The organism is Lactobacillus sp. WILCCON 0059 (assembly GCF_057197985.1).
The window spans coordinates 1,772,763-1,785,138 of sequence record NZ_JBUBHN010000001.1 but is presented as its reverse complement, the minus strand read 5'-3'; the positions used below and the strand labels follow the sequence as shown (position 1 = coordinate 1,785,138).

Genomic DNA, 12,376 nt, shown 5'->3' with positions numbered 1-12,376 from the left:
TGCCAGCCGGTATTTTGCCGCCAAGGGCCGTGATAGTTTGCTAAAATGTAGAGTGTTAAGTACTGAATTATTGCAGGTAAGGAAAAACTTGTAAAAGAAAGCAGGAAAATATCGTGAAGCTTTTCAACACTTTAACTAGGCAAAAAGAAGAATTCAAACCCCTGGTTGACGGCCAGGTCAGCATGTACGTCTGTGGGCCGACGGTCTACAACTACATCCACATCGGCAATGCCAGAAGCGCTATCGCTTTTGACACTATCCGCCGCTACTTTGAATACAAGGGCTACAAGGTCAACTACGTTTCCAACTTTACCGACGTCGATGACAAAATGATCAACGAAGCCCGGGCAGAAGGCACGACCGTGCCGGAACTGGCAGAACGCTACATCAAGGCCTTCCTGGAAGACACCCGGGCCCTGAACATCGAAGAAGCTACTCTTCACCCGCGGGCAACCCATGAAATCCCAGCCATCATCGACTTCATCCAGACCTTGATCGACAAGGGCTACGCTTATGAAGCAGATGGGGACGTCTACTACCGGGCCAAAAAGTTCGCTGACTACGGCCGCCTCAGCGACCAGAACATCGACCAGCTGGAAGAAGGGGCCTCCCAGCACGTAAACGATGAAGAACAAGACCGCAAGGAAGACCCAATCGACTTTGCCCTCTGGAAGGGGCAGAAGGCGGCAGACGAAATTGCCTGGGACTCCCCATGGGGCAAGGGCCGGCCTGGCTGGCACATTGAATGCTCAGTCATGTCCACCAAGTACTTAGGCGACACCTTGGACATCCACGGGGGCGGGCAGGACCTGGAATTCCCCCACCACGAAAACGAAATTGCCCAAAGTGAAGCCAAGACGGGCAAGAAGTTCGTCAACTACTGGCTGCACAACGGCTTCGTGACCGTGGGTAAGGATGAGGAAAAAATGTCCAAGTCCCTGCACAATTTCGTGACCGTCCACGATATCTTAAAGACCGTTGACCCCCAGGTCCTCCGCTTCTTTATGGCCAGCGTCCAGTATAGAAGCCAGATCAACTACTCTGAAGAAAATCTGGCCCAAGCCGCCAACATTTTGGACCGCTTCAAGAACACCCTGGAAGGGATCAAGTACCGCCTGGCTGACGCAACTGAAAGCTTGCCAGACCCTGACCTGGCAAAGCTGCTTGCTGAAACCACGGCCAAGTTCGAAGCAGCCATGGACGATGACTTCAACGTGCAAAACGCCTTGACCGCCATCTACGAAGCCCTGCCAGCCGTCAACTCCAATGCTAACGCTGAAAAGGCCGACAAGGACAGTCTGCAGCTTTTTGCTGAAAAATTAGCTGCCTGGCTCAGCGTCTTTGGCCTGGATGTCGACAAGCTCCTGGCTAAGGAAGCCGGCGATGATGACGCCGTAATCGAAGAATTGGTGGCTCAGCGGACGGAAGCCAGAAAGAACAAGGACTGGGCCAAGAGTGATGAACTTAGAGACCAGCTTAAAGAAATGGGGGTAGTCCTCAAGGATACCCCGCAAGGAACCAGGTGGAGCCGTGAATAAAGTACAGAAGTTAACTGAGAAGGAAATCGATCCCAATACCTTGAGCGGGCAGACTCTTGCCTACTTAGGCGACGGGATCTATGAAGCCGCCATCCGCCGGCACTTGATCAAGGGCGGGATGCTGAAGCCGCAGAACTTGCAAAGAGCAGCGACTCACTATGTCTCAGCCAAGGCCCAGGCTGGCTTGATCGCCAAAATGCTGGACACCGGCTTTTTGACCGAAGAAGAAGAAAAGGCCTACCGGCGGGGCAGAAACGCCAAGACCCATACCAAGGCCAAAAACACCAGCCTGGCCACGTATGAGATGTCAACCGGCTTTGAAGCCGTTTTCGGCTACCTGGATTTGGCCGGAGAAGATGCCAGAGTCAAGGAATTGATTGCCTGGTGCATTGATGAGGTGGAAAGTGAAGGGACAAGGGAATATGTCTTCAACTAACAAGGATTTTGTCTTCGGCCGCCATGCCGGAATCGACTTTTTGAAAACCCAGGACAGCGAAAAGATCAACAAGGTCTTCCTGGCAGAAGGGGTTCAAGAGGACTTTGCCAGAGAAGTCTACCGCTATGCTAAAAAGAAGCATTTGATCATCCAGCGGGTGCCGAAAAACAAGCTGGACAAGCTGACTGGCGGAGAAAACCACCAGGGCCTGGTTTTGGCTGTGGCCTCTTTTGAATACGCCGACTTTGACCAGCTCTTGGACAAACTGGACCAAGAAGATGCTCCGCTGTTGCTTATGCTGGATAATATTGAAGACCCGCACAACCTGGGCTCCATCCTCCGCAGCGCCGACGCGACCGGGGTCAGCGGGGTGATCATCCCTAAGCGCCGGGCTAGCGGTCTGACCAGCGTGGTGGCAAAGACTTCCACCGGGGCTATTGACCACGTCCCAGTTGCCCGGGTGAACAACCTGGTCCAAACCTGCCAGGCCTTGAAGGACCGGGGCTACTGGATCTTCGGGACGGCCATGGAAGGTGACGACTACCGGAAGTGGAATGCTAATGGTAAGACCGTTTTAGTCATCGGCAATGAAGGCAAGGGGATTTCCCCGCTTCTTCTTAAGCAAATGGACCAGACCTTGACCATCCCGATGATTGGCCACGTCCAATCCCTTAACGCTTCAGTGGCAACCGGGGTTTTGCTCTACCAGGCCTTTAACAGCCGCCACCCTTTGTAAGGCAAATCGTTTACAGTTTGCGAAAAGTGATAGAATCAAACAATGGTTCGATTCTGTCAAATGAAAAAGTCCTTTATTCTGTGGGCAAACAGAATGAAAGGGCTTTTTATTATGGGATTGACAAAGGAAAGAGAGCGCCTGCTGATCAGCCGGATTCAAAAAGAGGATGATGAGCAGGCCCTTAAAGAATTGTATTACAGCTGCCTGCCAGTGATCGGCGGCACCATCAAGCAGTATTTTGTGGAGCTATATGACAGCCAGGACTGGGAGCAAGAGGCCTTGATCCTCTGCTATAAGACGGCCAAGCGCTTTGATCTGACGCAAGAGAAGCCATTTGTCGGCTTTTACAAGGTCAGCCTGCACAACCGGGCTGTCAACTTGATCAGACGGGGCAAGCGGAAAAAGCGCCTGTCTATCAGTGACCAGGTCTACTGGGAAGACGTAGCTGGCGAACTTGAGCAGGCTTCCTGCCTGATCGCGGATCCACCCGCGCCGGTCTTGGACTGGCGGGACCTGGTTGAGTCTTTGAGCATGCTGGAGCTAGAAGAATTGCTCCTGGAGCTCGGCTATAAGCAGGCCGGGGAGATCAAGCGCCAGTACCAGGTCAGCGAGATGGGGCTCATGCGGGCCAAATACCGGGTGAAGGAAAAAATCAAGCTAAAATTGCGGGTTGGGGCATAAACTTTTTAGCCAATTCGGATTATAATATAGGTGTAGGATGAAAAAATTGTTTAGGAGGTAATCAAAATGTCAGAAATTGTAAAGACAGCTTTGCTGGACCGTTCAATGAAAGAAGTTTTTGACTGGAGTGACTCAGACACTCCTGTAAGAGATGCCCTCTGGGACTACTTCATGGAGTCAAACGGCCACAACACCGACAAGACTGAGGAAGCCATGCTTCCATTCATGAGCGACTCTGACGACAAGATCATCGCTTTTGTCAACGAACACCTTAAGAAATAATCTTTTCCCTACATTCCTGACCTCTTGTCTCCCATAAGGGAGGGGAAGGGGCGAAAAACGGCGGCTCTACGAGTCGCCGTTTTTTTCTGCTTTGAAATCGTCTTAGTTAAATAATTGTTTGACGCTGGCAACGATTTGCTCAGCCGTCAATTGGTTGTGAACCAGGATCTGGTCGTAGCTTTGGTCAACATCGGTGTATTCCCGCTTTTCGCCAAAATTCTTGACCAAAATCGGCCGGTCAGCTAAATAGCCGGCCACTTTTTGTCCGAAGCCCCCGTCCAGGATGTTGTTTTCTAAAGTAACTACGGCCTGGTAGTGGCGGGCTAAGTGGTCCAGGCAGTCAGTATCTAAAATGTTGGCTGACAAAGGATTGTAGAGGGCAGCGTCAAGTTCTTCAGCAACTTGGCTGCCTAATTCCTGCATGTCGCCCAAAGCCAGGATGGCAATTTTTTGCCCGGTCCGCCGCTTTTGGTAGTGGATGTGCCGGTAGCCTTCTAAAACGGCACCGCCGGCTGGAACTGGCCGGACCGGGAGCTTGATAGCTACGGGGCTGTCTTTTTGCTTCAAGGCCCAGTTGATCATGGCTGCTTCTTCAGTCAAGCTGGTCGGGGCCAGGTACTTCCAGTTGGGCAGGTTGCTGACCATGACCTGGTCAAAGACGCCCACGTGGGTCTTGGAGTTGGCCTGGATCCCGCCGCCAGCCACGATCATGACGACTGGCAAGTTGTTGGCGGCCACGTCATGGCTGAGCTGGTCAAAGGCCCGCTGCAGGAAGGTGGAGTTTTCAAAAAGGACCGGCCGACCGCCAGCCTTGGCAAAGCCAGCCGCGAAGGCCACGGAATCCTGCTCGGCGATCCCGACGTCCAGGTAGTGGTCCGGGTAAGACTTTTTAAAGGAGTCCAGGCCAAAGACGCCAGGGATAGCGGCCGTGACGGCCATGATGTTTTCCTGGCCGCCGTCAATAGCGCTGGCCACGGTCTTAACGGCAATTTCCGCTGGAGTCGGGCCAGCGGCCACGGTTTTTGGCGAATCATCGCTTAAATTGAAGGGCCGGACCCAGTGGTGCTTTTCTTCATCCTGGACGGCTGGCTCATAGCCCTTGCCCTTTAAAGTGTTGACGTGCAAGACCAGGGGATGGTCGACGTCACGGATTTCGCTGAAGGCATTAATCATGCTTTCCAGGTCATTGCCGTCAGCCACATAGCGGTAGTCAAAGCCGAAGGCCTTAAAAGGATTTTCCGGATCCTTCCCTTGGCTGTCTCTCAGCTTCTTTAGGGCCGTGGTCAAGCCGCCGACATTTTTGTCAATGGACCACTGGTTGTCATTGATGACGATGACCAGGTTGCCCTTTTCCATCGCGGCGTTGTTTAAGCCTTCGTAAGCCATCCCGCCGGTCAAGGAGCCGTCGCCGATGACGGCCATGATCCGCTCGCTGCCGCCTAAAAGGTCGCGGGCCTTGGCCATGCCGGTGGCTAAAGAGATGGAGGTAGAAGTGTGGCCAACGGCGTAGTAGTCGTAGGGACTTTCATCGGGGTTGGTGTAAGGAGTCACCTTGCCGTAAGCTTCCGGGTCCAGCCAGGCATAAGCCCGGCCGGTCAGCATCTTGTGGGGGTAGGTCTGGTGGGAGACGTCCCAGATGATCTTGTCTCCAGGGGCGTCAAAGACGTAGTGGTAGGCGATGGTCAGTTCCACGACCCCCAGGTCAGGACCCAGGTGGCCGCCGACTGCCGCGTCTTTTTCGATGATCAAGTGGCGGATTTCTGAAGCCAGCTGGTTCATTTCTTCCAGGTCCAGGACCTTGAGGTCAGCTGGAGACTTGATCTTGTTAAGCAGGTATTCGGGGTGTTGATTCATTTTTTCTCCTCATGGAATACAACAGTTGCATTTTCGATAGTACCATTATGACACAGGGACCACTTAAGATGTGAAAATAAAGCCCGGCAAAGTCGGTCATATATATAGTTGCTTTTAGGGCGGATTTTTGCTAAAATCAAATGAAGTTTGAAGGTGAATATTATGGCAGTAAAGAAAGCAGCTTTGGCCTGCAGCGTTTGTGGGTCACGGAACTACTCAATCACTGCAAACAACAACCGCACCAAGCGCTTGGAACTGAACAAGTTTTGCAAGCACTGCGGCAAGAAGACTTTGCACAAGGAAACGAGGTAGACAGGGATGATTAAGTTTTTTAAGAGCGTTGGTCAGGAAATGAAACTGGTTCATTGGCCAAGTGCTAAGGAAAACCGGCGCGACACGGTGAACGTGGTCGTAACCTCTCTGCTTTACGCGATTTTCTTGGGTGCCTTGGATTGGGCCTTTGCAAAATTGATTCAATTAGTTCTGTAAGAGCGACAAAGTATGTTATAATCATGCTAGTTTCTAGGAAAACCTCTTTAGCGAGGTTTTTTTGTTTGCCAAAAAGGAGATTAAAGAAATTATGGTAGAATCCGCCAAGAAGCAATGGTACGTCCTGCACACTTACTCTGGTTTTGAAGACAAGGTTAGATCCGACTTGCTGTCCCGGGCCCAGTCACTGGGGATGCAGGACTACATCTTCCGGGTTGTCGTTCCGCAAGAACCAAAGATCGAAGACGTGCACGGCAAGAAGGAAGAAGTTAACGAAAAGGTCTTCCCTGGCTACGTTTTGGTTGAAATGGTCATGACTGACGAAAGCTGGTTTGTTGTCCGGAACACTCCTAACGTTACTGGTTTCGTTGGCAGCCACGGCGGTGGTTCCAAGCCTTCCCCGCTTTATGAGGAAGAAGTCAGAGCCATCCTGCAGATGCAAGAAGGCGAAGCAACTGAAAAGGTTGACTACGACTACGAAGTTGGCGAAAACGTCATGATCACCGAAGGTGCCTTCAACGGCATGGTCGGCAAGATTGCTGAAATCCAGGATGACAAGCAAAAGCTCTTCTTGACCATCGACATGTTTGGCCACGCTACTACGGCTGAACTGGACTTCGACCAAGTCAAGAAGATGGAAGACTAAAGAAAAAAGTCTTGCATTCTGCCGCTTTTCAGAGTACTATATTAAACGTACTTTATTATTGTGGGAGGAGAGTGTGGAAACTCTCCATTTTAACCGCATCACGGAATCAAGGAGGTTTTGACCGTGGCAAAGAAAGTTATTAACGTTGTTAAGTTACAAATTCCAGCTGGCGCTGCAACCCCTGCACCTCCAGTAGGTCCTGCTTTGGGTCAAGCAGGTATCAACATTGTTGGCTTTACTAAGGACTTCAATGCTCGTACTGCTGACCAAAAGGGCATGATCATCCCTGTAGTCATCACTGTTTACGAAGACCGTTCATTCGACTTCGTAACTAAGACTCCTCCAGCACCAGTCTTGTTGAAGCAAGCTGCTGGCATTCAAAAGGCTTCAGGCGAACCTAACAAGAACAAGGTTGGTTCAGTAACCACTGCTCAAGTTAAGGAAATCGCTGAAACTAAGATGAAGGACCTTAACGCTGCCTCAATCGAAGCTGCTATGCGCATGGTTGAAGGTACTGCTAGAAGTATGGGTATCGAAGTAAAGGACTAATTTGTTAATTTTTACCAATTAACAAGTCAGGTGGGAGAGCAAAGAGAAAGCTCGTTTGACCACACATACAAGGAGGATTTTTCATGCCAAAGCATGGTAAGAAATACGTAGAAGCTGCCAAGAAGGTTGACAGCAACAAGTTGTACTCAGTAGAAGACGCTATCAAGCTGGTTAAGGAAACTTCATACGCTAACTTTGACGCTTCCGTAGAAGTATCTTACAACCTGAGCGTTGACCCTAAGCAAGCTGACCAACAAATCCGTGGCTCAATCGTTTTGCCAAACGGTACTGGTAAGTCTGTAAAGGTTATCGTATTTGCTGAAGGCCCACAAGCTGAAGCAGCCAAGGCTGCCGGTGCTGACGAAGTCGGCGCAGACGACCTGGTAGAAAAGGTTCAAAACGGTTACCTGGACTTCGACGTTGTCATCGCTACTCCAATGATGATGGCTAAGGTTGGTCGTTTGGGTCGTGTGCTTGGGCCTAAGGGCTTGATGCCAAACCCTAAGACTGGTACTGTTACTATGGACACTGCCAAGGCTGTTCAAAACGTTAAGGCTGGTCAAGTAGAATACCGTGTCGACCGTCAAGCTTCAATCCACGCTGCTATCGGCAAGGTTTCATTCACTGAAGAACAATTGACTGAAAACTTCCGCGCTTTGCAAAACGCTATTCTGCGTGCAAAGCCAGCTTCAGCTAAGGGTCAATACATCAAGAGCTGCGCAGTTGCCGCAACCTTTGGCCCTGGGATCAAGTTGGACCCAATCGCTTTGATGGCCTAATTATCCCTAAGTTAAGCTAATTAAGCTCCTCGCCTTTTGGCGGGGAGTTTTTCTTTGCCCTAATCTTGCTTTAAGAAAATTTTAGTGCTGGAAAAGGCTTTCTTTTAAGAAATCTTGCTATACTAGTAGGGGACAAATAGCCGAACTGAAAGAAGTGTATCAAGGTGGAAAAATTATTAACTCTTATCGTTCCCTACTACAACTCAGCTGAATACTTAAACCGTTGCGTCGACTCCCTTTTGCCGGGCGGTGACCGGGTGCAGATCATCCTGGTTGACGATGGGTCAACTGATGAAACCGGCCGGATGCTAGATGACTACCAAGCTAAATACTTAAACCTGGACCTGGAAGTCGTCCACCAGAAAAATGCTGGCCACGGCGGGGCCATCAACCACGGCCTGCGCCTGGCCAAGGGCAAGTACGTCAAGATCGTCGACAGCGACGACTGGCTGGACCAGGAGGCCTATCAAGAGGTGCTGGATTACCTGGAACAGAATCCAGAAGTCGACCTCTTTTTGGCCAACTATGTCTATGACAAGCCGGCCGTTGGCCGCCAGCGGGTAATCAAGTTCCCGCATCTGCCGGTCGGGCGGACCTTCTCCTGGGATGAGGTCAAGTTGCGGATGGGCCAGTACTTTATGCTCCACTCCGTCATCTACAACCGGAAAGTCCTGGAGCGGGCTAAGGTAACCCTGCCAACTAAGGTATCATATGATGATAACATCTTTGTCTTTGAGCCCATGGTAGAGGTGCAGACCATGCGCTACCTGCCGGTCAACCTCTACCACTACTTTATCGGCAGAGACGACCAGTCAGTCAATGAAAAGGTGATGCTGAAGAAGATTGACCAGCAGATCTTGATCAACAAGCAGCTGATCGTCTTCTACGCTTCCCAGGTCAACAAGCGGGCGCCTTATGCCAGATACATGAAGTACTTCTTAGAGGCCGTCACGGGCGTAACCAGCGTTATCTTGATCCGGGGCAAGAAGAAGGAGTATATTGCCAAAAAAGACGAGCTCTGGCAGTTCTTGAAGACTTATGACCTGGAGACCTACAAGTCCTTTAAACGCCGGCTGGTAGGCCATTTTGTCTCAAGGGACGTCCTGCCTATGCGGCAGATGGTCAGCGGGGCCTACTTGCTCCTGCAGCGGCTGTATTCCTTTAACTAGTCAAAAAACAAAGCATGTAAAACGAAGAAAAAGCTTTGGCAGTTTGTTTGCCAAAGCTTTTTTGATTTGATGATAGGGTAAAAGATGTGGATAAGATAAAAGTGAAATGATTTGATGAATAGGATATTGAGAAAAATGCTGCTACTTGCCAAAGATAGCCTGGCTTTCGCTGATCTGGCAGTCGGCGAATTCCCCGTGCTCGCTGAGGTCCAGGCCGACTTCTTCGTCACGGGCGGAGACCCGCATGTTGACGAAGCGCTTCAAGACCACGGTAATCAAGCTGACCATCAAGAGAGTAAAGACGATGGTGAAGAGGGTGCCGGCTGCCTGCTTAGTTAAGAGTTCCCAGCTGCCGCCATAGAAGAGGCCACTAGTGGAAATCTGCGGGTCAACTTTTTGACTGGCAAAGAGGCCGACAGTCAAAGAACCGACGATGCCGGAGACCCCGTGGCAGCCAAAGGCATCCAGGGGATCGTCAAAGCTGAGCCGCCCCTTGACCTGGCTGATAAAGAAGTAGCTGGCCAGACTGCAGAGGATGCCGGTAAAGAGGGCACCGGCGCAGGTTTCATAGCCAGCCCCTGGCGTGATGCCGACTAACCCGCAGAGTGTACCGGTGCAGATCCCGTCCAGGCTGGCCTTGCCGCTGAAGGCTTCTTCCAGCAAAAGCCAGGTCATCATGGAAGCTGCTGCGGCAACCGTGCTGGTTAAGCAGGCCGTCAAAGCCGTTTGGTTCATGCCGAAGGCACTGCCGGCATTGAAGCCGTACCAGCCCAGCCAGAGGATGGCAGTCCCCAAAAGGACCCAAGGCAGGCTGTAAGGACGGGTCTGCTTTTGGTAGCGGGGCCCTAAGAAGATGGACAAGACCAGGGCAGTGATGCCGGCGTTGATGTGAACGACCGTGCCGCCGGCAAAGTCCAGGATCCCCCAGCCGGCCAAAAGCCCGCCATTGCCCCAGACCATGTGGACCAGAGGGTAGTAGACCAGGATGGACCAGAAGAAGACAAAGACCAAAAGAAAGTTGAACCGCATCCGGCCCACCGTGGCCCCGACGAAGAGGGCAGGGGTGATGATGGCAAACATCATTTCAAAGAGCAGGTAGCTGGCTGCTGTAATTCCCTGGTCTTTTAAAACAACCTTGGTCAAGTCGCTGCCGGAGAGGAAGAAGTGCTGGACTTTGCCAAAAATCCCGGCTACGTTGCCGTTGAAGCAAAGCTCATAGCCGAAGGCCACGAACAAGACGATGGCTAAAGCACAGATGATGAAGACCGAGAGCATGGTGTTGACCACGTTTTTCTTGGAGACCAGGCCCCCGTAGAAAAAGGCCAGGCCCGGGGTCATCATCAAGACCAGGACGGCGGCTATAATTAAGAAGACGGTGTTTGCTGTGTTCATCCTTTTTTCCTTTCTGCTTCTATTTCTATACCAATTGCTTGCTAAGATTTATGTTCTTAGTTATACCATGAAGATTCTTTTTATAAAACTCTAGACCAATTTAGAAAGAGAAGAAATATACTGAAAAAGTTTGAAAAAGGGGCAAAAAAAGAGCCTGCTTTTTCAAAAGGCAGGCTGCAAGCGTTTGCTAGTTTATTTTGTTAAAAAATACTAAAAAACAGACTTAATTTTTATCATCAAAACCGGTCTCGTCCCGGCGCTTGACGTGGAAGTTCTTGTCGTTGGCTTGTTCAGGCACGATGAATGAGCAGAGCAAGAAGAGGATGAAGCCACCCCAGCCCAGGCCGTTAATGCCTAGCTTATAGCCAGTCAAGGTCAAAATGACGCCCAAGAGGAGCAGACACCAGGCGATCCAGGAGAGGATCTGCCAGTTCCTGCTCAGCTTCTTGTTTTCAGATTCGATGTCCAGGAAGCCGCGGACAATGAAGTAGGCGCTGATGATGAGGAATAAGACGTCTAAAGCGATGCTGGCGGCGGAATGGTCCTTGAACATGCTGAAGACAGCCAGGGTGCCGGAAATGCCGGCTAAGAAGAAGTAGAAAATGTCGATCAGTTTACTCTTCAAAATTGTACCTCCTAAAAGTCATTACAGTAGATTTTAGCAGATTTTTACAAAAAGTGGCGAAAAAGGTTTGACAGATCTTGTTTCAGATGGTAATCTAGATAAAGTAAATTTCTAACCTAAGACGTGGGTGGCGTAAAGCCTCAATACAATCCCGCCGAGGCCAGAAGATAATGAAGATTATTAAACTCTCCATGTCTTTCTTGGCATGGAGTTTTTTAGGCCTTGTAGAATTTTACAAAATTTTATGGAGGTGAATAATTTTGAGTCAAGCTATTATCGCTGCTAAGGCTAAATTCGTTGAAGAATTTGCAGAAGAACTTAAGTCAGCTAAGTCCATCGTAGTTATCAACTACCTTGGTTTGACTGTTGACGAAGTTACTGCGTTCCGTGCAGAATTGCGTGAAAGCAACGCCAAGATGAAGGTTGTCAAGAACACTTACCTTCGTCGTGCTGCTGCTCAAGCCGGCTTGGAAGATTTGGCACCTGTATTCGTTGGCCCATCAGCTGTGATCTACACTGATGATGAAGACAACGTTACTGCACCTGCCCGGATCGCTGCTGACTACGCTAAGAAGTTCGACGTTGTTGAAATTAAGGGTGGTGCACTTGAAGGTCAAGTTGCTACCAAGGAACAAGTCGAAGAACTGGCTGCAATTCCAAATCGCGAAGGTCTGCTTTCAATGCTTCTTTCTGTATTGCAAGCACCTGTACGCAACTTTGCATACGTTGTTAAGGCTGTCGCTGAATCAAAGGAAGAATCAGCTGAATAGTCTGGTCATTTTAAACTAGATATTAAATTCCATATTTTCGGAGGATATTACAATGGCTTTGGATACTGCTAACATCATTGAACAATTGAAGGGTGCTTCAATTCTTGAATTGAACGACCTGGTACACGCTATCGAAGAAGAATTCGGCGTTACTGCTGCTGCTCCTGTAGCTGCTGCTGGTGCCGCTGGTGCTGCTGAAGAAGCTAAGTCAAGCTTCGACGTTGAATTGACTTCAGCAGGTACTGAAAAGGTTAAGGTTATCAAGATCGTTAAGGAAGTTACTGGCGCAAGCTTGCTGGACGCTAAGAAGACTGTTGACGGTGCTCCAGTTGTTCTTAAGGAAGGCTTGTCAGAAGACGAAGCTAACGAACTTAAGGCTAAGCTTGAAGAAGTTGGCGCAACTGTTACCCTTAAATAATTACGGCCCTCG

At 50.1% G+C, this 12,376-nt stretch carries 16 protein-coding genes and 1 other annotated feature; of the genes, 13 read left to right on the top strand and 3 right to left on the bottom strand.

Annotation, left to right across the window (positions count from 1 at the left end; genetic code table 11):
* The first annotated feature begins 113 nt into the window (after positions 1 to 113).
* From cysS to ACYVUT_RS08345, 5 genes are all read left to right on the top strand, one after another.
* Positions 114 to 1,538 (top strand): cysteine--tRNA ligase, encoded by a 1,425-nt coding sequence (gene cysS / locus ACYVUT_RS08365; protein WP_484500614.1) that lies wholly within the window; start codon positions 114 to 116, stop codon positions 1,536 to 1,538.
* Positions 1,531 to 1,974: a Mini-ribonuclease 3 gene (locus ACYVUT_RS08360; RefSeq protein ID WP_484500613.1), complete on the top strand. Its 444-nt coding sequence runs from the start codon at positions 1,531 to 1,533 to the stop codon at positions 1,972 to 1,974. Before cysS ends, ACYVUT_RS08360 begins: the two co-directional genes overlap by 8 nt.
* Positions 1,961 to 2,710: a 23S rRNA (guanosine(2251)-2'-O)-methyltransferase RlmB gene (gene rlmB, locus ACYVUT_RS08355; RefSeq protein ID WP_439775471.1), complete on the top strand. Its 750-nt coding sequence runs from the start codon at positions 1,961 to 1,963 to the stop codon at positions 2,708 to 2,710. Before ACYVUT_RS08360 ends, rlmB begins: the two co-directional genes overlap by 14 nt.
* 111 nt (positions 2,711 to 2,821) lie before the next feature.
* A complete protein-coding gene (locus ACYVUT_RS08350) occupies positions 2,822 to 3,391 on the top strand; it encodes a sigma-70 RNA polymerase sigma factor region 4 domain-containing protein (protein ID WP_484500612.1) in 570 nt (189 codons plus the stop codon).
* A gap of 66 nt (positions 3,392 to 3,457) precedes the next feature.
* A complete protein-coding gene (locus ACYVUT_RS08345) occupies positions 3,458 to 3,673 on the top strand; it encodes a P8 family protein (RefSeq protein WP_270449146.1) in 216 nt (71 codons plus the stop codon).
* A gap of 102 nt (positions 3,674 to 3,775) precedes the next feature.
* Here ACYVUT_RS08345 and ACYVUT_RS08340 read toward each other — a convergent pair whose 3' ends face one another.
* Positions 3,776 to 5,527, bottom strand: coding sequence for a 1-deoxy-D-xylulose-5-phosphate synthase (locus tag ACYVUT_RS08340; RefSeq protein ID WP_484500611.1), 1,752 nt, complete (start codon positions 5,525 to 5,527; stop codon positions 3,776 to 3,778).
* A 162-nt stretch (positions 5,528 to 5,689) separates the two neighbouring features.
* On the opposite strand from ACYVUT_RS08340, the gene rpmG reads away from it, so the two are divergent.
* From rpmG to ACYVUT_RS08310, 6 genes are all read left to right on the top strand, one after another.
* Positions 5,690 to 5,839 (top strand): 50S ribosomal protein L33, encoded by a 150-nt coding sequence (rpmG, locus tag ACYVUT_RS08335; protein ID WP_270449142.1) that lies wholly within the window; start codon positions 5,690 to 5,692, stop codon positions 5,837 to 5,839.
* Positions 5,840 to 5,845: 6 nt separating this feature from the next.
* Positions 5,846 to 6,016, top strand: a complete 171-nt coding sequence (gene secE / locus ACYVUT_RS08330) for a preprotein translocase subunit SecE (RefSeq protein WP_270449140.1) — start codon at positions 5,846 to 5,848, stop codon at positions 6,014 to 6,016.
* A 91-nt stretch (positions 6,017 to 6,107) separates the two neighbouring features.
* Positions 6,108 to 6,662 carry a transcription termination/antitermination protein NusG gene (gene nusG / locus ACYVUT_RS08325; protein ID WP_484498942.1) on the top strand — a complete coding sequence of 185 codons (555 nt, stop codon included), beginning with the start codon at positions 6,108 to 6,110 and terminating at the stop codon, positions 6,660 to 6,662.
* 123 nt (positions 6,663 to 6,785) lie between these two features.
* The gene (gene rplK, locus ACYVUT_RS08320; RefSeq protein WP_002876501.1) at positions 6,786 to 7,211 is read left to right on the top strand and encodes a 50S ribosomal protein L11; all 426 of its coding nucleotides are present in this window, start codon (positions 6,786 to 6,788) and stop codon (positions 7,209 to 7,211) included.
* Between the two features lie 83 nt (positions 7,212 to 7,294).
* Entirely contained in the window at positions 7,295 to 7,990 is a 696-nt protein-coding gene (gene rplA / locus ACYVUT_RS08315) for a 50S ribosomal protein L1 (RefSeq protein WP_050890514.1), read from the top strand.
* A gap of 164 nt (positions 7,991 to 8,154) precedes the next feature.
* Positions 8,155 to 9,159, top strand: a complete 1,005-nt coding sequence (locus ACYVUT_RS08310) for a glycosyltransferase family 2 protein (protein ID WP_484501836.1) — start codon at positions 8,155 to 8,157, stop codon at positions 9,157 to 9,159.
* Positions 9,160 to 9,300: 141 nt separating this feature from the next.
* On the opposite strand, the gene ACYVUT_RS08305 is transcribed toward ACYVUT_RS08310, so the two are convergent.
* On the bottom strand, positions 9,301 to 10,551 hold the full coding sequence (locus ACYVUT_RS08305; protein WP_484501835.1) for an ammonium transporter: 1,251 nt from the start codon (positions 10,549 to 10,551) through the stop codon (positions 9,301 to 9,303).
* Between the two features lie 223 nt (positions 10,552 to 10,774).
* Complete coding sequence (locus ACYVUT_RS08300) at positions 10,775 to 11,176, bottom strand: hypothetical protein (protein ID WP_439775795.1); 402 nt, start codon at positions 11,174 to 11,176, stop codon at positions 10,775 to 10,777.
* Between the two features lie 97 nt (positions 11,177 to 11,273).
* Positions 11,274 to 11,403 (top strand) — a sequence feature (ribosomal protein L10 leader region).
* Positions 11,404 to 11,436: 33 nt separating this feature from the next.
* Between ACYVUT_RS08300 and rplJ the strand changes: the two genes are divergently transcribed.
* Together rplJ and rplL are read left to right on the top strand one after the other, a co-directional pair.
* The gene (gene rplJ / locus ACYVUT_RS08295) at positions 11,437 to 11,946 is read left to right on the top strand and encodes a 50S ribosomal protein L10 (RefSeq protein ID WP_439775796.1); all 510 of its coding nucleotides are present in this window, start codon (positions 11,437 to 11,439) and stop codon (positions 11,944 to 11,946) included.
* Positions 11,947 to 11,998: 52 nt separating this feature from the next.
* Positions 11,999 to 12,364 carry a 50S ribosomal protein L7/L12 gene (gene rplL / locus ACYVUT_RS08290; RefSeq protein WP_439775797.1) on the top strand — a complete coding sequence of 122 codons (366 nt, stop codon included), beginning with the start codon at positions 11,999 to 12,001 and terminating at the stop codon, positions 12,362 to 12,364.
* Positions 12,365 to 12,376: the final 12 nt, after the last annotated feature.

Bases quoted from the DNA above. Each gene is read 5' to 3' on its own strand.
- rlmB (WP_439775471.1), top strand. From the start codon at position 1,961: ATGTCTTCAACTAACAAGGATTTTGTCTTCGGCCGCCATGCCGGAATC.
- ACYVUT_RS08350 (WP_484500612.1), top strand. From the start codon at position 2,822: ATGGGATTGACAAAGGAAAGAGAGCGCCTGCTGATCAGCCGGATTCAA.
- ACYVUT_RS08345 (WP_270449146.1), top strand. From the start codon at position 3,458: ATGTCAGAAATTGTAAAGACAGCTTTGCTGGACCGTTCAATGAAAGAA.
- ACYVUT_RS08340 (WP_484500611.1), bottom strand. From the start codon at position 5,527: ATGAATCAACACCCCGAATACCTGCTTAACAAGATCAAGTCTCCAGCT.
- rpmG (WP_270449142.1), top strand. From the start codon at position 5,690: ATGGCAGTAAAGAAAGCAGCTTTGGCCTGCAGCGTTTGTGGGTCACGG.
- secE (WP_270449140.1), top strand. From the start codon at position 5,846: ATGATTAAGTTTTTTAAGAGCGTTGGTCAGGAAATGAAACTGGTTCAT.
- nusG (WP_484498942.1), top strand. From the start codon at position 6,108: ATGGTAGAATCCGCCAAGAAGCAATGGTACGTCCTGCACACTTACTCT.
- rplA (WP_050890514.1), top strand. From the start codon at position 7,295: ATGCCAAAGCATGGTAAGAAATACGTAGAAGCTGCCAAGAAGGTTGAC.
- ACYVUT_RS08305 (WP_484501835.1), bottom strand. From the start codon at position 10,551: ATGAACACAGCAAACACCGTCTTCTTAATTATAGCCGCCGTCCTGGTC.
- rplL (WP_439775797.1), top strand. From the start codon at position 11,999: ATGGCTTTGGATACTGCTAACATCATTGAACAATTGAAGGGTGCTTCA.